20 protein-coding genes are annotated in these 18,323 nt (G+C 52.5%); 14 read left to right on the top strand and 6 right to left on the bottom strand.

What is annotated here, in order from left to right:
• Nucleotides 1–2: 2 nt before the first annotated feature.
• Entirely contained in the window at nt 3–347 is a 345-nt protein-coding gene (locus IB214_RS21435; RefSeq protein ID WP_096758538.1) for a gamma-glutamylcyclotransferase, read from the top strand.
• A 163-nt stretch (nt 348–510) separates the two neighbouring features.
• Here the strand turns inward: IB214_RS21435 and IB214_RS21430 are convergent, their stop codons facing one another.
• From IB214_RS21430 to ppa, 3 genes are all read right to left on the bottom strand, one after another.
• Nucleotides 511–2,520 (bottom strand): TonB-dependent receptor, encoded by a 2,010-nt coding sequence (locus IB214_RS21430; RefSeq protein ID WP_135912674.1) that lies wholly within the window; start codon nt 2,518–2,520, stop codon nt 511–513.
• Between the two features lie 85 nt (nt 2,521–2,605).
• Nucleotides 2,606–3,676, bottom strand: coding sequence for a YncE family protein (locus tag IB214_RS21425; RefSeq protein WP_117342410.1), 1,071 nt, complete (start codon nt 3,674–3,676; stop codon nt 2,606–2,608).
• Nucleotides 3,677–3,882: 206 nt separating this feature from the next.
• Nucleotides 3,883–4,410 carry an inorganic diphosphatase gene (gene ppa / locus IB214_RS21420; protein WP_005134479.1) on the bottom strand — a complete coding sequence of 176 codons (528 nt, stop codon included), beginning with the start codon at nt 4,408–4,410 and terminating at the stop codon, nt 3,883–3,885.
• Between the two features lie 309 nt (nt 4,411–4,719).
• Here ppa and ytfQ point away from each other — a divergent pair, with 309 nt between their 5' ends.
• From ytfQ to IB214_RS21395, 5 genes are all read left to right on the top strand, one after another.
• Nucleotides 4,720–5,676 carry a galactofuranose ABC transporter substrate-binding protein YtfQ gene (ytfQ, locus tag IB214_RS21415; protein ID WP_096758535.1) on the top strand — a complete coding sequence of 319 codons (957 nt, stop codon included), beginning with the start codon at nt 4,720–4,722 and terminating at the stop codon, nt 5,674–5,676.
• 105 nt (nt 5,677–5,781) lie between these two features.
• Nucleotides 5,782–7,284: a galactofuranose ABC transporter, ATP-binding protein YtfR gene (gene ytfR / locus IB214_RS21410; RefSeq protein ID WP_117342409.1), complete on the top strand. Its 1,503-nt coding sequence runs from the start codon at nt 5,782–5,784 to the stop codon at nt 7,282–7,284.
• 13 nt (nt 7,285–7,297) lie between these two features.
• Nucleotides 7,298–8,320: a galactofuranose ABC transporter, ATP-binding protein YtfT gene (gene ytfT / locus IB214_RS21405; protein WP_135953042.1), complete on the top strand. Its 1,023-nt coding sequence runs from the start codon at nt 7,298–7,300 to the stop codon at nt 8,318–8,320.
• Complete coding sequence (gene yjfF / locus IB214_RS21400) at nt 8,307–9,308, top strand: galactofuranose ABC transporter, permease protein YjfF (RefSeq protein ID WP_096758532.1); 1,002 nt, start codon at nt 8,307–8,309, stop codon at nt 9,306–9,308. Before ytfT ends, yjfF begins: the two co-directional genes overlap by 14 nt.
• Before the next feature lie 78 nt (nt 9,309–9,386).
• Nucleotides 9,387–9,899, top strand: coding sequence for a DUF2569 domain-containing protein (locus IB214_RS21395; protein ID WP_115259584.1), 513 nt, complete (start codon nt 9,387–9,389; stop codon nt 9,897–9,899).
• A 38-nt stretch (nt 9,900–9,937) separates the two neighbouring features.
• On the opposite strand, the gene fbp is transcribed toward IB214_RS21395, so the two are convergent.
• On the bottom strand, nt 9,938–10,936 hold the full coding sequence (fbp, locus tag IB214_RS21390; RefSeq protein ID WP_096758530.1) for a class 1 fructose-bisphosphatase: 999 nt from the start codon (nt 10,934–10,936) through the stop codon (nt 9,938–9,940).
• 175 nt (nt 10,937–11,111) lie between these two features.
• On the opposite strand from fbp, the gene mpl reads away from it, so the two are divergent.
• The gene (gene mpl, locus IB214_RS21385) at nt 11,112–12,491 is read left to right on the top strand and encodes a UDP-N-acetylmuramate:L-alanyl-gamma-D-glutamyl-meso-diaminopimelate ligase (protein WP_115259583.1); all 1,380 of its coding nucleotides are present in this window, start codon (nt 11,112–11,114) and stop codon (nt 12,489–12,491) included.
• 238 nt (nt 12,492–12,729) lie between these two features.
• The gene (locus tag IB214_RS21380) at nt 12,730–13,038 is read left to right on the top strand and encodes a hypothetical protein (RefSeq protein ID WP_135953040.1); all 309 of its coding nucleotides are present in this window, start codon (nt 12,730–12,732) and stop codon (nt 13,036–13,038) included.
• A 34-nt stretch (nt 13,039–13,072) separates the two neighbouring features.
• Here the strand turns inward: IB214_RS21380 and IB214_RS21375 are convergent, their stop codons facing one another.
• Both IB214_RS21375 and yjgA read right to left on the bottom strand, forming a co-directional pair.
• Nucleotides 13,073–13,516, bottom strand: a complete 444-nt coding sequence (locus tag IB214_RS21375) for a DUF2628 domain-containing protein (RefSeq protein WP_117342407.1) — start codon at nt 13,514–13,516, stop codon at nt 13,073–13,075.
• A 198-nt stretch (nt 13,517–13,714) separates the two neighbouring features.
• Complete coding sequence (gene yjgA, locus IB214_RS21370; protein ID WP_115259582.1) at nt 13,715–14,266, bottom strand: ribosome biogenesis factor YjgA; 552 nt, start codon at nt 14,264–14,266, stop codon at nt 13,715–13,717.
• A 95-nt stretch (nt 14,267–14,361) separates the two neighbouring features.
• Between yjgA and pmbA the strand changes: the two genes are divergently transcribed.
• The 6 genes from pmbA to IB214_RS21340 all read left to right on the top strand — a co-directional run bounded on the left by pmbA (nt 14,362) and on the right by IB214_RS21340 (nt 18,320).
• A complete protein-coding gene (gene pmbA, locus IB214_RS21365; RefSeq protein WP_096758525.1) occupies nt 14,362–15,714 on the top strand; it encodes a metalloprotease PmbA in 1,353 nt (450 codons plus the stop codon).
• A gap of 80 nt (nt 15,715–15,794) precedes the next feature.
• Nucleotides 15,795–16,181: a cytochrome b562 gene (gene cybC / locus IB214_RS21360; protein WP_096758524.1), complete on the top strand. Its 387-nt coding sequence runs from the start codon at nt 15,795–15,797 to the stop codon at nt 16,179–16,181.
• Between the two features lie 344 nt (nt 16,182–16,525).
• The gene (locus IB214_RS21355) at nt 16,526–16,846 is read left to right on the top strand and encodes a glycine dehydrogenase (protein WP_096758523.1); all 321 of its coding nucleotides are present in this window, start codon (nt 16,526–16,528) and stop codon (nt 16,844–16,846) included.
• A gap of 10 nt (nt 16,847–16,856) precedes the next feature.
• Complete coding sequence (locus tag IB214_RS21350; RefSeq protein WP_096758522.1) at nt 16,857–17,219, top strand: SFCGS family glycine-rich protein; 363 nt, start codon at nt 16,857–16,859, stop codon at nt 17,217–17,219.
• A gap of 2 nt (nt 17,220–17,221) precedes the next feature.
• Nucleotides 17,222–17,521: a DUF4312 family protein gene (locus IB214_RS21345; RefSeq protein WP_096758521.1), complete on the top strand. Its 300-nt coding sequence runs from the start codon at nt 17,222–17,224 to the stop codon at nt 17,519–17,521.
• Nucleotides 17,522–17,543: 22 nt separating this feature from the next.
• Nucleotides 17,544–18,320 (top strand): DUF4311 domain-containing protein, encoded by a 777-nt coding sequence (locus tag IB214_RS21340; protein WP_096758520.1) that lies wholly within the window; start codon nt 17,544–17,546, stop codon nt 18,318–18,320.
• The last annotated feature ends 3 nt before the right edge of the window (nt 18,321–18,323 follow it).

The following is an 18,323-nucleotide window of genomic DNA, read 5'->3' as shown; positions in this document are numbered from 1 at the left end:
CAATGCGAATATTTGTTTATGGTAGTTTACGTACCAAGCAAGGTAACAGCCACTGGATGACCAACGCCCAGTTGCTGGGTAATTTCAGCATCGATAACTACCAGTTGTACAGTCTGGGCCACTATCCAGGCGCGGTTCCGGGAAACGGAACGGTACACGGGGAAGTTTATCGTATTGATAACGCCACGCTGGCAGAGCTTGATGCGCTGCGCTCGCGTGGCGGAGAGTACGCACGCCAGTTAATTCAGACGCCTTACGGAAGTGCATGGATGTATGTATATCAACGTCCGGTAGATGGGTTAACGCTGATAGAAAGCGGTAACTGGTTAGACCGCGACAAGTACTAACATATACCTGATGGATTTCGAGTTGCATCAAGGCGGCGACGCAGGAATCCCCAGTCACGTACATCAGTACGTGACTGGGGTAAGCGAGGAAAGCCAACGCAGAGGCAGTTTGAAAGACGACAGGTATAACACGCCACCCTCGGGTGGCGTTGTTTTTTAGGATTTAGAACTCCACGCGCGCGCCAAGGTTATAGCGGCGTCCTTCCACCTGAGCGGACTCACTCCATGCGGTCGTGAGTTTCGGATCCTCATCCAGCACGTTGTAGACCCCCGCCATCAGCTGTGTGTGCTTATTCAACTGGTAGCGTACGCCCACATCCACCATCGTGTAATCATCGTACTTGTTGTTATTACCGCTGTTGCGGTTGCTGCTGCGGTAGTTCACCGTACTCCACACGTCGAGGCTTTGCGTCGCCGTCCAGTTCAGTGAAAGGTTCGCCATATGGCGTGGGTAATCGTTCAGTGCGTAGCCTTTGTTGACGCCGCTTTTCTGCTCGCTGTGGTTGTAGGTGTAGTTGGCATTGGCTTTGACGTCGGTGCTAATTTGCCAGTCGGCGTTGAGTTCGACGCCGTACACATCGGCTTCGCTGACGTTAAAGTATTTACTCACCGAGTCGGCGTTGTAGCCATTGACTGAGCACTGGTTGGTCGCCGTGGTTTCACAAATGGTTTGTTCCGCAATCTTGTCTTTGAATTGCGTATAGAACACGGTGCCATCGAGCGACAGCACATCGCCCGTCCAGTACAGACCCAGCTCAGAGTTAACGCTTTTCTCCGGTTTTAAGTCGTCATTGCCGACCGTCAGGAAGGGATAGGGCACGGTTGAACCGTAAGGGGTGACGAAGTTACTGGAGGTGGCTCGCAGTTCCGGCTTTTTATATCCGGCGGAGACGCCGCCTTTCAGCGCCCAGGCATCGTTGAATGCCCAGTTGCCGTACATTTTCGGCGTAATGTGCGTACCAAAGTTATCGTCCTGATCCATACGTGCGGAGGTCGTCAGGATGAAATCGTTGATGCTCCAGCCGTCTTCCACGAACAACGCCCAACCGTTGCGGCTGATTTTGGTAACAGGCTCCGAGCCTGGCAGCGTTTTGTTGGCGACATCAAACCGGTCGTTTAACTCTTCGCGGGTGAAGTTCGCCCCGACGGTCAGCTTATGGGTGTCGAGCGTGAAGGTGGTTTGTGAATTGGCGACGTAGTTTTCCATCTGCACATACTGCGGTGACTGCCCGTCATAAACGTATTTTGAGCGGCCTTTTTCGTAGTTAATGTAGTTAGTTGTCGCGATAGTATCGTCGGCATACCAGCCGGTATGGGTCAGGGTGGCGGCGTTACGATCATATAACCATGACCACGGCGCACCGCGTTTCTGGGTGCGGTTTTTTTCCTGCTCGCCGGTGACAACGTTGAGATCGAAGAGGTTATTTTCGCTGGCGGCCAGACCCAGCGTCATATCCACGGATTTGCGGTTATGTTTGCCGAAGTAATTATTCCGATCGTCGTCGCGACGGTCGAGCCAGTCGGCAGCCACGCTTAAGCCGAGAACATCGGGAATAATTGGCCCCATGGTGAACAGATTCATCTGACTGGTATTGCCGAGATACTGGTGTTCCTGAAGCCAGGTATTCGCGGCAATTGCCGTCGTCCAGTCTTTCGCCCCATACGGCTTTTTGGTGATGACGTTAACCACGCCGCCGATGGCATCGGAACCGTACAATGATGACATCGGCCCACGAATAACCTCGATGCGCTCAATGGCTTCCATTGGCGGTAAGAAGTTGGCTTCGGTGCCGATGTCGTGCCCATAGGGGCGTGACTGGCCGGTATTTTGTTTGACGCTGTTCACCATGAAGGCGGTATAGGACGGGTCCATGCCGCGGATCATAATGCTGCCAGCATTCATGCCGCTGCTGTTCGACACCGAGACGCCGGGAATATTTTTAATGGCTTCCCCCACGTTGCGGTCCGGCTGAATATCCAGCGTTTTACGGTCGATAACTGAAATAGTCGCCGGGGCTTCACGCTTTTGCTGCGAGAAACCGGACGCCGTAATCACCATTTCATCTTCGCTATTGCGTGAGGTTTCCGTTAATTCTTCGGCCTGCGCGGGAAAAATAACCCCGCCTGAGAATGCAACGATCCCTGTCAGCGTAATAAGTTGACGCGTTTTCATAATATAAGACACCTGAAAAGTAAAAAAATAAAAGCGCCACCTTGCCGCGCAACATGGCGACAAGGTGCAAAATAGTTTTTGATTATTAGTATTGAGATAAATCGATTTTCAGCACGTAGTCGGGCTTGACGCCAATCATTTTTTCCGGCTGTTTTACGCTGACATATAAGGTGTTAGCGTCCGGCGAAAGCGCCAGGCTGTTAGGTAACGCATTGGTTTCAATGCTGTGTTTTACCTGATAGGTGTTGCTATCGACAATGCTGACCTGCTTGGCATTGCGGTGTGTAATATAAACTTCCTGACGCGTCTCGTTATAGAGAACGGCCAGTGAATTAATGACTTTGATTGGGGCAATGACTTTTCCGGTATGAATATCGACAACCAGAACATCGGCTAAATCAGGATCGGTCAGGAACGCGCGATTATTTTTGCTATCAAGGGCGATATTCAGGAAGAAATGCTTTTTAGCGGGTTCAACGGAAAAACGGTTAATTATTTTGTGGCGGGTGGTATCCAGCGTAATCAGCTCGTTTCTGCCGTTCACCACGTACAGACGATCGTTTGTAGCATCAATCGCCATGCCGGTCGGGTATTCGCCCATATTTTCAAGGGTGGCTATTTTTTCACGCTTTTGCGTATCCACCACCCAGATAACGCCTTTTTCAGCCACGCCGGAAACGTACAGGCGGTGATGTTGCTTATCCAGCACCATTTCACGCGTATGGATGATTTCCTTCGGGTTGCTGGTATCGCTCAGTTGCAGTATCGCCCGTTCTTTACCGCTGCGGGTATCGATAATCGTCACCGAACCTTCCAGCGTATTACCGACATACAGCACCTGATTTTCTTCATCCAGCGCGGTAGCAAACGCCCGGCGGCTGGTCTCGATGACTTCGGTGGTGGTGAGTTTCTCCAGATCGAGTTTGTAGATAACCCCGCGGGTTTTGTCTTTATCAAACGACGGTGAAGAGGCGGCAAAAAGCGCCTTCTGCTGGCCATCAACCGCCAACTCATACACCCCGTTACCGACGTCGCGGGTCAGGAAATCTTTCTCAGACAGCGTCTCTGCCATGCTGGGCAGGCTGGTAAATAACAATGTTGTGGCGAGGGCCACGGCGGAATAGTGTTTCAGGGACTTCACAGTGTGGAGGTTCATTGACGTTTATTCACATTTATTTACGTGTTGCGAATGATAATGAGATCTAGTCTCATTCGCAAATAAGATGAGCAAAATGTGACTACCCGATCTGGTAGGTCAAAAAGAAAACAGCGGAGAAAGGAAAAACGAAGAGAGGGAAAATGAGAAGTAAAAAACCCTTACTAACCAGACGCTGGCGTTCAGGGTTTTGAGCTCAGGCGAACTTATTTCTTCGCACGCTCGAAGGATGCAACGATTTCAGCTTTAGCGGCTTCAGCGTTGTCCCAACCGTCAACTTTCACCCATTTGCCTGCTTCGAGATCTTTGTAATGCTCGAAGAAGTGAGTGATCTGCGCTTTCAGCAGGTCCGGCAGGTCGTTCACATCTTTGATGTGATCGTATTCTTTGCTCAGCTTGGTGTGCGGTACCGCAACCAGTTTCGCATCTTCACCGGATTCGTCGGTCATTTTCAGTACGCCAACCGGACGGCAGCGGATCACTGAACCTGGCTCCAGCGGGTACGGTGTCGGGACCAGAACGTCGACCGGGTCGCCATCCAGAGACAGGGTGTGGTTGATGTAACCGTAGTTGCACGGATAGAACATCGCAGTGGACATGAAGCGGTCAACGAACAGGGCGCCGCTCTCTTTGTCAACTTCGTATTTGATCGGATCTGCGTTCGCAGGGATCTCGATAACAACGTAGATATCTTCCGGCAGATCTTTACCGGCAGGGACGTTGAGTAAGCTCATGTCTGTTTCCTTTAAATATGCTATGGCAAACAAGTGGCGGGTATTATAGCCAACTCGCGCTGAATGTCTCCGCTTGTTTTCGATTTGCCACCTCGGATTTTCGCTTTTTCTCCCTGTCTTGATGACAGAAAAATCCATAACTTCAGCTGCATTTTTCATAGGGTAATGAAAGCGATTACAAACTTGTGATTAACGTTTTATTTACTTTTTTGAAGTGTGATGTAACGCAATCCGTTACATGCTCGATTGTCTATAGTTTTTTCGCGACGGTTTATTAATCAACAATAATCACCCTACGAGGACGCACTTATGTGGAAGCGCTTACTTTTAGTCACAGCAGTTTCGGCAGCCATGTCATCTATGGCGATGGCCGCCCCTTTAACCGTAGGATTTTCGCAGGTCGGGTCTGAATCCGGCTGGCGTGCAGCAGAAACCAACGTAGCGAAAAGCGAGGCCGAGAAGCGCGGCATTACGCTGAAAATTGCCGACGGCCAGCAAAAACAGGAAAACCAGATTAAAGCGGTACGTTCATTCGTGGCGCAGGGCGTGGATGCTATTTTCATTGCGCCAGTGGTAGCAACAGGCTGGGAGCCGGTATTAAAAGAAGCAAAAGATGCCGAGATCCCGGTCTTTTTGCTCGATCGTTCCATCGATGTCAAAGACAAATCTCTCTATATGACCACCGTGACGGCCGACAACGTGCTGGAAGGCAAATTGATTGGCGACTGGCTGATTAAAGAAGTGAACGGCAAGCCGTGTAACGTTGTGGAGCTACAAGGAACCGTCGGTGCCAGCGTGGCGATTGACCGTAAAAAAGGCTTTGCTGAAGCCATTGCCAAGGCACCAAACATCAAAATTATCCGCTCTCAGTCCGGCGACTTTACCCGCAGTAAAGGCAAAGAAGTCATGGAGAGCTTTATCAAAGCGGAAAACAACGGCAAGAACATCTGTATGGTTTACGCCCACAACGATGACATGGTGATCGGGGCGATTCAGGCAATCAAAGAAGCGGGTCTGAAACCGGGCAAAGACATTCTGACCGGCTCTATCGACGGCGTGCCGGATATCTATAAAGCGATGATTGACGGGGAAGCCAACGCCAGCGTCGAGTTGACGCCGAACATGGCCGGTCCAGCCTTTGACGCGCTGGAGAAATTCAAAAAAGACGGCACCATGCCTGAGAAGCTGACCATTACCAAATCTATCCTCTATCTGCCGGATACCGCGAAAGAAGAGCTAGAGAAGAAGAAAAACATGGGCTACTAAGCCTTCATGAAAATGCCGGGGGCGCTGCGCTTGCCCGGCCTACATTAAGCGCTTTTGTAGGCCGGATAAGCGTAGCGCCATCCGGCGTAATGCCGGAGGAATACCATGACCACCGACCAACATCAGGAAATCCTTCGCACCGAAGGGTTAAGTAAATTTTTTCCTGGCGTCAAAGCGCTGGATAACGTGGATTTCAGCCTGCGGCGTGGCGAGATTATGGCGTTGCTCGGTGAAAACGGAGCCGGTAAATCGACGCTGATCAAAGCGCTGACCGGCGTTTACCACGCCGATCGCGGCACCATCTGGCTTGAAGGCCAGGCTATCTCACCCAAGAATACCGCCCATGCCCAGCAACTGGGGATTGGCACCGTGTATCAGGAAGTGAACCTGCTGCCCAATATGTCGGTGGCAGATAACCTGTTTATTGGCCGCGAGCCGCGACGCTTTGGCCTGCTGCAGCGCAAGCAAATGGAAAAGCGTGCTACGGAGCTGATGGCCTCCTACGGTTTTTCCCTTGATGTGCGCGAGCCGTTAAACCGTTTTTCGGTGGCGATGCAGCAAATTGTCGCCATTTGCCGGGCTATCGATCTGTCGGCGAAAGTATTGATCCTCGACGAACCCACCGCCAGCCTGGATACCCAGGAAGTCGAGATGCTGTTCGGTCTGATGCGGCATCTGCGCGATCGCGGCGTCAGCCTGATCTTCGTTACCCATTTTCTCGATCAGGTCTATCAAGTCAGCGATCGGATCACCGTTCTGCGTAACGGTGGCTTTGTCGGCTGTCGCGAAACCCGCGAACTGCCGCAGATCGAACTGGTGAAGATGATGCTCGGTCGGGAACTGGATACCCACGCGTTGCAGCGTGCGGGCCGCACGTTGCTGAGTGACAAACCGGTGGCGGCCTTCAGTGGTTTTGGCAAAAAAGGCACGATCGCACCGTTCGATCTGCAGGTCCGTCCCGGCGAGATCGTCGGCCTGGCGGGGTTGCTGGGATCGGGACGTACAGAAACCGCAGAAGTGATCTTTGGCATTAAACCTGCCGACAGCGGCAGTGCGCTGATCAAAGGCAAACCGCAGACCCTGCGATCGCCGCATCAGGCCTCGTGTCTGGGGATCGGCTTCTGCCCGGAAGACAGGAAAACGGACGGCATTATTGCTGCCGCCTCGGTGCGGGAAAATATCATCCTGGCCCTGCAGGCACAGCGCGGCTGGCTGCGGCCGATTCCGCGCAAAGAGCAAAATGACATTGCCGAGCGTTTTATCCGCCAGTTGGGTATCCGCACCCCCAATGCCGAACAGCCGATCGAGTTTCTCTCCGGCGGTAATCAGCAAAAAGTACTGCTGTCGCGCTGGCTGCTGACCAAACCGCAGTTTTTGATCCTTGATGAACCCACGCGTGGGATCGACGTTGGGGCACACGCCGAGATCATTCGCCTGATCGAGACACTGTGCGCCGACGGTCTGGCGCTGCTGGTGATCTCTTCTGAACTGGAAGAACTGGTGGGTTACGCCGATCGGGTCATTATCATGCGCGATCGCAAACAGGTGGCCGAGATCCCGCTGGCTGAACTGTCCGTACCGGCAATCATGAACGCTATTGCGGCCTAAGGAGACTGTTGTGATGCCTCAATCTCTCCCTCAATCCAACACCGCGAAACGACGATTTCGCTGGCCGAAGGGCATGCCGCAACTGGTGGCGCTGCTGCTGGTGCTGCTGGTTGACAGCCTGGTCGCCCCGCACTTTTATCAGGTGATTTTGCAGGATGGCCGTCTGTTCGGCAGCCCGATTGATATTCTCAACCGCGCCGCGCCCGTGGCGCTGCTGGCGATTGGCATGACGCTGGTGATTGCCACCGGCGGTATCGATCTTTCCGTTGGCGCGGTGATGGCCATTGCGGGGGCAACCACCGCCGCGATGACGGTTGCCGGGCACAGCCTCCCGGTGGTCCTGCTTGCGGCGTTAGGCTCCGGTATCCTGGCGGGATTGTGGAATGGGATTCTGGTGGCCATCCTCAAGATCCAACCGTTTGTTGCCACGTTGATCCTGATGGTGGCCGGGCGTGGGGTAGCGCAGTTGATCACCTCCGGGCAGATCGTCACGTTTAACTCGCCCGATCTGTCATGGTTCGGTAGCGGATCGCTGTTGCTGTTCCCGACGCCGGTGATCATCGCGCTGCTAACGCTGGTCGCTTTTTGGCTGCTGACGCGTAAAACGGCGCTGGGTATGTTTATTGAGGCGGTCGGCATCAACATTCGGGCGGCGAAAAATGCCGGTGTGAATACCCGCGTTATCGTGATGCTCACCTATGTGCTGAGCGGTCTGTGCGCGGCCATTGCCGGGATTATCGTCACGGCGGATATTCGCGGAGCCGATGCCAACAACGCCGGGTTATGGCTGGAATTGGATGCCATTCTGGCGGTAGTGATCGGCGGCGGTTCGCTGATGGGCGGGCGATTTAACCTGCTGCTGTCGGTGGTGGGGGCGTTGATTATTCAGGGCATGAACACCGGGATTTTACTGTCCGGCTTCCAGCCGGAGCTCAACCAGGTGGTTAAAGCCATCGTGGTGCTGTGCGTGCTGGTCGTCCAGTCGCAACGCTTTATCAGCCTGATAAAAGGAGTGCGTGGTCATGATAAAACGTAACTTACCGCTGATGATCACCCTTGGCGTCTTTGTGCTGGGCTACCTCTACTGCCTGACGCAGTTCCCGGCCTTTGCCTCGACGCGCGTGATCTGCAATATCCTGACCGACAACGCCTTTTTAGGCATTATCGCCGTGGGTATGACCTTCGTGATCCTCTCCGGCGGCATCGATCTTTCCGTCGGTTCGGTGATTGCTTTTACCGGCGTATTTCTGGCCAAAGCCATTGGTTACTGGGGGATTTCTCCGCTGCTGGCGTTCCCGTTGGTTCTGGCGATGGGCTGCGCATTTGGCGCCTTTATGGGGTTACTGATTGATGCCCTGAAGATACCGGCGTTTATTATTACGCTGGCGGGAATGTTCTTTCTGCGTGGCGTCAGCTATCTGGTCTCCGAAGAGTCTATCCCCATTAACCACCCGATTTATGACACGCTCTCCAGCCTTGCCTGGAAGATCCCCGGCGGTGGTCGTCTGAGCGCCATGGGACTGTTGATGCTGGGCGTAGTGGTGATCGGTATCTTCCTTGCGCACCGTACACGCTTTGGCAATCAGGTGTACGCCATTGGCGGTAGCGCGACGTCAGCTAACCTGATGGGGATCTCGACCCGCAGCACGACAATCCGCATCTATATGCTTTCTACTGGGCTGGCGACGCTAGCCGGGATTGTCTTCTCCATTTATACCCAGGCCGGTTATGCGCTGGCAGGCGTCGGCGTCGAGCTGGATGCCATTGCCTCGGTGGTGATCGGCGGTACGTTGCTGAGCGGTGGCGTGGGCACGGTGCTGGGCACCCTGTTTGGCGTGGCAATCCAGGGATTGATTCAGACCTACATTAACTTTGACGGCACATTAAGCTCATGGTGGACGAAGATCGCCATCGGTATTCTGCTGTTTGTTTTTATCGCCTTACAGCGCGGTCTGACGGTGCTATGGGAAAACCGCCAAAGTTCACCGGTCACACGGGTGAATACCACGAGCGCGTCAAAATGATGTCGTGGGCTGTTTTTCGCGTATAGCGGGTAATGCGTATACACTAGGAGGCTACACTTACTTAATGGAATCAAAAGCATGAAAGGAATCGAAGGCGAAGGGCTACCGACAGCATGCGCCAGCTGTGGGGAGAACGTACTGCCTCCGGATACCCACTGCACGCGTTGTGAGAATAAAAAATATACGGGAATTGGCGGCTGGCTTTATTTACCGGCGGTGACGCTGGTGATGTCCGTCATTTCTGGGGTCATTGGCTTTTTCGGTGTGGCGATGTTTGTTTTGCACACTGAAACGGACGTGAGTGCGCTGGTTATTTTTGAACTCGTCTGTATGGCCGTTCTCTTAATGCTGCTGGTTTACACGACGTTTTTGTTTTTCAAAAAGAAACGTCAGCTACCCAAGTTTTATACTGCCTTCATTTTAGGCACCACGCTTTACTACGCGATGGACAGCTGGTTGGGTGCCATGTTTTATGGCGTGGGGCTGAGCACTGACGATATAAAAGCGTTTGTCTCCTGCGCGGCGCAGATCCTTATCTGGATACCGTATTTCCGCGTATCAAAACGGGTCAAACTGACCTTCGTCAACTAAGCACGTAAAGGACGCCGGATTGCTCCGGCGTCTGAGTCTTACGCGTCCGGGAACTCACGGATTAAACGTTCAACGTCTTCAACCATATGGTCGTTACCGACGAAGAATGAACGACGCTGGTGCAGGCTCTCCGGGATAATATCCAGAATACGGTTTTTACCGTCACTTGCTTTGCCGCCCGCTTGCTCGGCCAGCAGCGCCATTGGGTTGCATTCGTACAGCAGGCGCAGTTTTCCATCCGGATGGCTGGCGGTACTCGGGTACAGATAGATCCCGCCTTTCAGCAGATTGCGGTGGAAATCCGCCACCAAAGAGCCAATGTAGCGCGAGGTATACGGGCGCTGGGTGGCTTTATCCTCTTCCTGGCAGAACTTAATGTACTTCTTCACGCCATTCGGGAATTTGATGTAGTTGCCTTCGTTAATGGAGTAGGTGCTGCCTTTGGCCGGGAAACGCATGCGCTCCTGGCTGAGGCAAAATACGCCCAGAGAAGGATCGTAGGTGAACGCATGTACGCCACAACCGGTGGTATACACCAGCATGGTGGATGAACCGTAAACGACGTAGCCCGCCGCCACCTGCTTGTTACCCGGTTGCAGGAAATCCTCTTCCGTTACCGGTGTACCGACAGGGGTGACACGACGATAAATCGAGAAGATCGTGCCGACAGAGACGTTAACATCGATGTTCGATGAACCATCCAGTGGATCCATGAGTACAACGTATTTTGCGTGTTCACAGCCTTCGAAGACGACGATTTCATCTTCTTCTTCAGAGGCAATGCCCGCCACAATATCGCGTGCCTTCAGTGCAGCTTTAAGTTTTTCGTTCGCGAACAGATCGAGCTTCTGCTGAACCTCTCCCTGCACGTTCTCAGCACCGCTGGCACCCAGGATATCGACCAGACCGGCCTTGTTGATATCGCGGTGGATGATCTTGGCGCCCAGCTTTATTGCCGATAACAAAGCAGTCAGCTCACCGGTAGCATGAGAGAACTCGTGCTGCTTTTCGACAATAAATTCACCTAACGTTTTCATAACACTTTCCCTGCAAATTGTATGGAGTAAAGCGACCGCCATAATCTTAACAAATATTTCAGCCCTCGCGCTTAGGTGAATCGCGCCAGCAAACTGCGGATTATCCTGAAATGCGTTTCTCAGTTGCCTGACATGTGCGTAAAATGACCCCCAGATTAAAAAAGGATAGTGACGTATGCGCATTCATATTTTGGGAATTTGTGGCACCTTCATGGGCGGTCTGGCGATGCTGGCTCGCTCGCTCGGTCATGAAGTAACGGGTTCGGACGCCAATGTGTATCCGCCGATGAGCACCTTACTTGAGAAGCAGGGCATCTCACTGATTCAGGGTTACGATGCCAGCCAGCTCGACCCGCAACCGGACCTGGTGATCATCGGCAATGCCATGACACGCGGTAATCCGTGCGTGGAAGCGGTGCTGGAGAAGAACATTCCGTACATGTCTGGCCCGCAGTGGCTGCATGACTTTGTGCTGCGCGATCGCTGGGTGCTGGCAGTGGCGGGAACTCATGGCAAAACCACCACGGCTGGAATGGCGACCTGGATCCTCGAAGTCTGCGGCTATAAGCCGGGCTTTGTCATCGGCGGTGTGCCGGGGAACTTCGAGGTTTCTGCGCGTTTGGGTGAAAGCGACTTTTTCGTTATTGAAGCGGACGAGTACGACTGCGCATTCTTCGATAAGCGTTCCAAATTCGTACATTACTGCCCGCGTACGCTGATCCTCAACAACCTTGAGTTTGATCACGCGGATATCTTTGACGATCTGAAAGCCATTCAGAAACAGTTCCACCATCTGGTACGTATCGTGCCGGGTCAGGGACGCATCATCTACCCGGAAAACGACATCAATCTGAAACAGACGATGGCGATGGGCTGCTGGAGCGAACAGGAACTGGTTGGTGAGCAAGGTCACTGGCAGGCGAAGAAACTGACGACCGATGCCTCCGAATGGGAAGTGTTGTTAGACGGTGAAAAAGTGGGCGAAGTGAAGTGGGGCCTGGTCGGCGAACACAACATGCACAACGGCCTGATGGCCATTGCTGCCGCTCGCCACGTTGGTGTTCAGCCTGCGGATGCCGCCAATGCGCTGGGCTCGTTCATTAACGCACGTCGACGTCTTGAACTGCGCGGCGAAGCCCATGGCGTGACGGTGTATGACGATTTCGCCCATCACCCGACGGCGATTCTGGCAACGCTCGCCGCGCTGCGCGGAAAAGTCGGTGGCACGGCGCGCATTATTGCCGTGCTGGAACCACGTTCTAACACCATGAAAATGGGACTGTGCAAAGACGATCTGGCGCCGTCGTTAGGTCGTGCAGATGAAGTGTTTCTGCTGCAACCGCCGCACATTCCGTGGCTGGTATCGGAAGTCGCGGAAGCCTGCGTGCAGCCTGCTCACTGGAGCGGTGATGTTGACGCGCTGGCGGACATGGTGGTGAAAACCGCGCAGCCTGGCGATCACATTCTGGTGATGAGCAACGGCGGGTTTGGCGGTATTCATCAAAAACTGCTGGACGGCCTGGCGAAGAAAGCACAGGCACAAGCCGAAGAGTAAAAAAATGCCCGGTGGCGCAATGCTTACCGGGCCTACGATCTACTGTAGGCCGGATAAGGCGTTTACGCCGCCATCCGGCAAGCTCGTTTTGCTAAACTTTGTTTCTCTAAATAAAAAAGAAAACTGATGTCGTCAGATTTCTTTTTCCTGTTCTGATTGGTTATTGCAATAAATATAATTTTGCTGCATATTGAAAACATTATTTTAATATTTTACACAAGGATCGGTGCTCCTTAATATGACAGCGAGTATAGTCTCTTCAAGTGATGGTAACAGAGAAATGGTAACGGTTTCTCTTTGGGTAAGTTTCATTGGATTAGCTCTGGCAATTTGCTTTTTCTTGTATCTCATAACCGCAAGTATTGATGATGATGGTATAGCTATATTTCTCGTCATGGCTGGAATACTTTTTTTTGTTGTTGGTTTTTCGATGAGTATTGCCGGAATGATATCGTCGAATTATCGTTTAAAGGCGTTTTGTGCTTTCATTATCACCTGCTTATCAGCTGCGATGTACGTATCGACCACATTATTAATTGCTTTTTAATAATAGCAGGGAGCCAAATATGCTCCCTGTGAGATTAATACTGACGTGATGGCAGGTTTGACACCGCTTCTGCGCTTTTACGGGTTAACCCCTGGAACGGATTCCAGCTTTCAACACCCTTCACCATGCGCAGGTAGTAGGCGGTATTGACTAAATAAGAGCATACACAGGCGTATCCAATATTTATGACTTTGGCAAAGGCATTCATATCAATATCTGCCACAGTTTCTATTGCGATCAGTGCGGCCTGTATGGCCGCTACACCCAAAAATAATACCAGTCCCTTTTTCCATAAGCCCAGGATGCAGAAGTAGACAAAGCCGAAGAAAAAAGCATATAAGTTGGCTCCTATACTTATCCTCTGTCCAAACGTCATTGTTCTATACGTTTTCGTATAAGAGGGTGTTCCTGGCAATCCATGCGTACTCAGAAAGTCAAAACGCTCTCGCCATTTTTCATTAATTGATTCCTTCTCCATTTTATAATCCTTGTGAATATAAATATTATCCGAAGCGCTTCCGTTCAGAACTCAGATTCAATCACTTTCAGGTGCTGACTGCAACAATATTTGATCACTATAAAAATAGCTGGTAGGAATAGTATTGATTATTATATTAACAATATAAATGTCTTATAAGGGTAATAAATTACCCTTATAAGAGTCATTGCCGACGAATTAGACTTCGTTTTCTGCCAACTCACGCAAATACTGAAAAATCTGACGTGCTGATTTCGGCGGCTTATTGCCTTCCTGCTCTTTCTTCGCATTGCGAACCAGAGAACGAAGCTGTTGGCGATCGGCGTGCGGCCACAGTCTGAGGACTTCCGCTACCGCATCATCACCTTCAACGATCAAACGATCGCGCAGCTGCTCCAGCTTATGAAACATTACAACCTGTTGGTTGTGACGGTTCTTCAGCTTATCCAGCGCCTGACGGATAGGATCGACATCGCGCTGACGCAGCATCTTGCCAATCAGCTGCAGCTGGCGGCGACGGCCTTCCATCTTAATACGCTGAGCCAGCTCAATGGCGGCACGTAAATCCGCATCGAGCGGGATTTTATCAAGCGCGTTTTTCCCCAGTTTTACCAGTTCCACGCCCAGGTGCTTTAACTCCTCGGCGTCACGTTTTATTTCACTTTTACTGACCCAGATAATTTCATCGTCTTCGTCTTCGATGTCATCACCGGGAACGTCGTCGAGCCAGTCTTCGGGCTGCTTAGTCATGTCAGGCTCCTTAAAAAAAGAGGCTAATGTTACCAGTTAAGATGCGCACTGAAAAACGGTTCTCTGTTAGACTTCAGAGAAACTCTCTCTACATTATGGCATTTGCGATGAAAGTAATCTCACAAGTTGAAGCGCAGCGTAAGATTCTGGAAGAAGCAGTCTCGACAGCACTGGAATTAGCATCAGCTCAGTCGGACGGTGCAGAAGTCGCCGTAAGCAAGACGACGGGTATTAGCGTCAGCACCCGTTATGGTGAAGTGGAGAACGTAGAATTCAACAGCGACGGGGCGCTGGGCATTACGGTGTATCACCAGAACCGTAAAGGTAGTGCGTCGTCCACCGATTTAAGTCCACAGGCGATTGCGCGTACCGTGCAGGCTGCGCTGGATATTGCTCGTTACACCTCGCCGGACCCGTGCGCAGGCGTGGCGGATAAAGAACTGCTGGCCTTTGATGCGCCAGATTTAGACTTGTTCCACCCGGCGGAAGTCTCGCCTGACGAAGCTATCGAACTGGCGGCACGTGCTGAACAAGCGGCGTTGCAGGCCGATAAGCGAATTACTAACACCGAAGGTGGCAGCTTTAACAGCCACTACGGCATCAAAGTGTTTGGTAACAGCCACGGTATGCTGCAGGGCTACTGCTCCACGCGTCATTCTCTCTCCAGCTGCGTGATCGCAGAAGAAAATGGCGATATGGAACGCGACTACGCCTACACCATTGGCCGCGCAATCGGCGATCTGCAAACGCCGGAATGGGTGGGGGCCGACTGTGCGCGCCGCACCTTATCCCGTCTGTCACCGCGTAAACTGTCCACAATGAAAGCACCGGTTATTTTCGCCAATGAAGTGGCGACCGGCCTGTTTGGACACCTGGTCGGGGCGATTGCAGGTGGCTCGGTGTATCGTAAATCTACCTTCCTGCTGGACTCGCTGGGCCAACAAATTCTGCCGGAATGGCTGACCATTGAAGAACACCCGCATCTGCTGAAAGGGCTGGCCTCTTCGCCGTTCGACAGCGAAGGCGTGCGTACGGAACGTCGCGATATTATCAAAGACGGCGTCCTGACTCAGTGGCTGCTGACCAACTATTCTGCCCGCAAGCTGGGACTGAAAAGCACCGGTCATGCCGGTGGTATTCATAACTGGCGTATTCCCGGACAAGGTCTAAGCTTCGAGCAGTTGCTCAAAGAGATGGGCACGGGTCTGGTCGTAACCGAGCTGATGGGGCAGGGCGTGAGTGGTATCACCGGCGATTATTCGCGCGGCGCGGCTGGCTTCTGGGTCGAAAACGGTGAAATTCAGTACCCGGTGAGTGAAATCACCATCGCCGGTAACTTGAAAGACATGTGGCGCAATATTGTCACCGTCGGTAACGATATTGAAACGCGCAGTAATATACAGTGTGGTTCTGTGCTACTGCCGGAGATGAAAATCGCCGGGCAGTAATACCCGTCATACTTCGAGCTGCGGCGTGAATTATTACGGGTATCTGGCGTTATTCTTAATAATAAAAAAGGAAGTGAGCAATGCGTAAACACCTGTTAGCGATCGTCGCGGCTTCAACGCTGGTTTTAGGTTCATCTGCGTTTGCAGCCGATCTCGAAGACGATATGGGGATCCTCAACGACAACCTGAAAATCGTGGAAAAAACGGATAACGCAACTGAACTGAAAGACGCGTTAACCAAAATGCGTGCAGCCGCGCAGGATGCACAAAAAGGAACGCCACCGAAGCTGGAAACTAAATCCCCGGACAGCCCGGAGATGAAAGATTTCCGTCATGGCTTTGACACGCTGATCGGCCAGATCGACGGCGCGTTAAAACTGGCGAACGAAGGTAAAGTCAAAGAGGCGAAAGCGGCAGCGGAGGAGCTAAAAACCACCCGCAACGCTTACCATAAGAAGTACCGTTAATTTATGTATCCGGCCTGCGCGACGTCGTAGGCCGGATAAGACGCGACAGCGTATCCATCAGGCACCGCCCCCCATAAGTAAACGCTCTACCCATCACATTTTTTAACTTTTAACGCCAACCCGTTTTTCCTGCCGCTTGCGGTTTCCCTGCTATCTCGTGCGATCCCCATCACGTTATCCAGGCGATAAATAACCAATCCCGCCCTTTTTGCGGCACAGATCACTATCGTTGCTCACCTTTCCACTTCGAAGTGGAAAACAACTCGCTACAAACTTTTAACCTCCACCGTTAGTTTACGCTTAGAGCCATTAGTGGGGTATGACGAGTGAATAACGGAGCGGTAATGAATGACAGGGGGGAATCGGTGACACCGTCTGGTGAACTGGCCGAACGCATGCTGGCGCAGGTGTATGCCCTGTTGCGCGCACGCCACATCATTCCCAATGCCGTACAGGAACAAATGCTGACATCGCATGTTCGCGCCATGGCGCACCGCTCGGTGACGGGTGAACCGCTACCTGAAGTCGATGCCAGCTTATTTGATGAAATATCTGCCGAATCAATGGCACTTGCCCGCGACATCGTGGCGGAGTTTGGCAACCTTCCTGAAGAAGAGGCCTGGCTGCTGTCGGTGCATTTCGAAGTCGCAAAAGAGAACCTTTAAGGAGCACAAGATGGAACAGATTACTGTGGTGATTGGCGATCGTCTGGGTAAAGGCCAGAAAGTGGCGGCAGGCGTTGAGAAAGCAGGCGGTCGTGCGGTCGTGGTACCGGGCGTGGCGGCAGATATGAAGCTGGGTGACATGATGAAAGCGGAAAACGCCACCTTTGGCATTTCGTTTTGCGGCAGCGGCGGCGCGGGGGCTATCACCGCGCAGACCAAATATGGTTACAAAGCCAAATACGGTATGCGCTCGGTTGAAGAGGGCGTCACCGCCATCAACGAAGGCTGCAACGTGCTGGGATTCGGCTTTATGGACAAAGAAGAGCTCGGCGAGCGCCTGGTGCAGGCGTGGCAAAAGAAATACGGCGCTTAAGTATGAAAGAGCAATTCACCACAACGGTGAGAGTCACGGGTAAGGGTGACGCCAAAGCGCGCGCCTTTGCCGATGCCCTGAACCACGTTCAGGCCGCGGTGATGAAAGGGTCGCCGCATATCTTACTGCGTATTGAGCCACAGGATGTGCAGGTTGTTCAAGCGCGTGAAACGGTGCGTAAAGAAGCGTTCTTATTCCTCTTTTTGCGCCGCGAAAGACGCACTTTCAGCGTGGAGCTGGATGTGACCGTCAACGTGACTGCCATCAATCTTGAGAAGGTGGATTTCGTCACGCAACGCTGATTCACTATTAAAAGGCATAATTATGTTCCTGATAATATTAATAAAATCGCTCATCATCGGCGCGCTGGTTGGCGTAGGTGTCGGCGCTGGGGCTGCACGCATGTTTCATGCGCCTACCTCTCAGGGGATGGGCGCGTTTCGTACTCTGGGGGAGCTGAATTCCTGTGAAGGGGATCCTGCTTCTCACTTCTCATTCGGCCTGGGCTTCTTCTTTAACGCCTGGGCTTCATCCGTTGCGGCGGGGGCGTTCACGCAGGACGTTGACCACCGCATCATCCCTAACTGGGGTGCGGCGGCATTGATGCTTAAAAACCGTAATGTCGGTGAGACGCTGCATGACCCCAGACGCATGGCGATTGCCTGTGGCGTGATTGGCATGATTGTCGTGACCTTCCTGAACCTGACCGCGTCATCCGTACCGGCGGCGCTGCAGGTTACTGCCGTGAAGGTGCTGGTACCAGCGGCAAACCTGCTGGTCAACACCGTGATGCCGGTGATCTTCTGGCTGGCGGCAATCGATGCTGGCAAGAAATCGGGTTTCTGGGCGACCGTCTTTGGCGGCGCAGCGCAGCTGATAATGGGCAACGCCGTACCGGGTCTGGTGCTCGGTATTTTGATTGGTAAAGGCGTCGAAGAGAGCGGCTGGAACCACGTCACGAAAGTGATGATGGTGGCTATCGTGGCGCTGTTCGTGCTGAGCGGTTTCTTCCGCGGCTTCGATATGAAGATGATCGAATCCTTCCATCTGACCGTGCCTAACTGGCTGGAACTGATCCACAACTCACTCAGCGGCAAATAACGG

This window comes from Citrobacter sp. C1 (genome assembly GCF_014596895.2).
Lineage (GTDB): Bacteria > Pseudomonadota > Gammaproteobacteria > Enterobacterales > Enterobacteriaceae > Citrobacter > Citrobacter gillenii.
Note: the sequence above shows the minus strand (reverse complement) of the source record. Positions and strands in the feature narration are given on the sequence as shown.

Excerpts from the sequence above, each read along its gene's own strand:
- IB214_RS21435 (WP_096758538.1), top strand. The coding sequence starts at position 3 with ATGCGAATATTTGTTTATGGTAGTTTACGTACCAAGCAAGGTAACAGC.
- IB214_RS21430 (WP_135912674.1), bottom strand. The coding sequence starts at position 2,520 with ATGAAAACGCGTCAACTTATTACGCTGACAGGGATCGTTGCATTCTCA.
- IB214_RS21425 (WP_117342410.1), bottom strand. The coding sequence starts at position 3,676 with ATGAACCTCCACACTGTGAAGTCCCTGAAACACTATTCCGCCGTGGCC.
- ppa (WP_005134479.1), bottom strand. The coding sequence starts at position 4,410 with ATGAGCTTACTCAACGTCCCTGCCGGTAAAGATCTGCCGGAAGATATC.
- ytfQ (WP_096758535.1), top strand. The coding sequence starts at position 4,720 with ATGTGGAAGCGCTTACTTTTAGTCACAGCAGTTTCGGCAGCCATGTCA.
- ytfR (WP_117342409.1), top strand. The coding sequence starts at position 5,782 with ATGACCACCGACCAACATCAGGAAATCCTTCGCACCGAAGGGTTAAGT.
- ytfT (WP_135953042.1), top strand. The coding sequence starts at position 7,298 with ATGCCTCAATCTCTCCCTCAATCCAACACCGCGAAACGACGATTTCGC.
- yjfF (WP_096758532.1), top strand. The coding sequence starts at position 8,307 with ATGATAAAACGTAACTTACCGCTGATGATCACCCTTGGCGTCTTTGTG.
- IB214_RS21395 (WP_115259584.1), top strand. The coding sequence starts at position 9,387 with ATGAAAGGAATCGAAGGCGAAGGGCTACCGACAGCATGCGCCAGCTGT.
- fbp (WP_096758530.1), bottom strand. The coding sequence starts at position 10,936 with ATGAAAACGTTAGGTGAATTTATTGTCGAAAAGCAGCACGAGTTCTCT.
- mpl (WP_115259583.1), top strand. The coding sequence starts at position 11,112 with ATGCGCATTCATATTTTGGGAATTTGTGGCACCTTCATGGGCGGTCTG.
- IB214_RS21380 (WP_135953040.1), top strand. The coding sequence starts at position 12,730 with ATGACAGCGAGTATAGTCTCTTCAAGTGATGGTAACAGAGAAATGGTA.
- IB214_RS21375 (WP_117342407.1), bottom strand. The coding sequence starts at position 13,516 with ATGGAGAAGGAATCAATTAATGAAAAATGGCGAGAGCGTTTTGACTTT.
- yjgA (WP_115259582.1), bottom strand. The coding sequence starts at position 14,266 with ATGACTAAGCAGCCCGAAGACTGGCTCGACGACGTTCCCGGTGATGAC.
- pmbA (WP_096758525.1), top strand. The coding sequence starts at position 14,362 with ATGGCATTTGCGATGAAAGTAATCTCACAAGTTGAAGCGCAGCGTAAG.
- cybC (WP_096758524.1), top strand. The coding sequence starts at position 15,795 with ATGCGTAAACACCTGTTAGCGATCGTCGCGGCTTCAACGCTGGTTTTA.
- IB214_RS21355 (WP_096758523.1), top strand. The coding sequence starts at position 16,526 with ATGAATGACAGGGGGGAATCGGTGACACCGTCTGGTGAACTGGCCGAA.
- IB214_RS21350 (WP_096758522.1), top strand. The coding sequence starts at position 16,857 with ATGGAACAGATTACTGTGGTGATTGGCGATCGTCTGGGTAAAGGCCAG.
- IB214_RS21345 (WP_096758521.1), top strand. The coding sequence starts at position 17,222 with ATGAAAGAGCAATTCACCACAACGGTGAGAGTCACGGGTAAGGGTGAC.
- IB214_RS21340 (WP_096758520.1), top strand. The coding sequence starts at position 17,544 with ATGTTCCTGATAATATTAATAAAATCGCTCATCATCGGCGCGCTGGTT.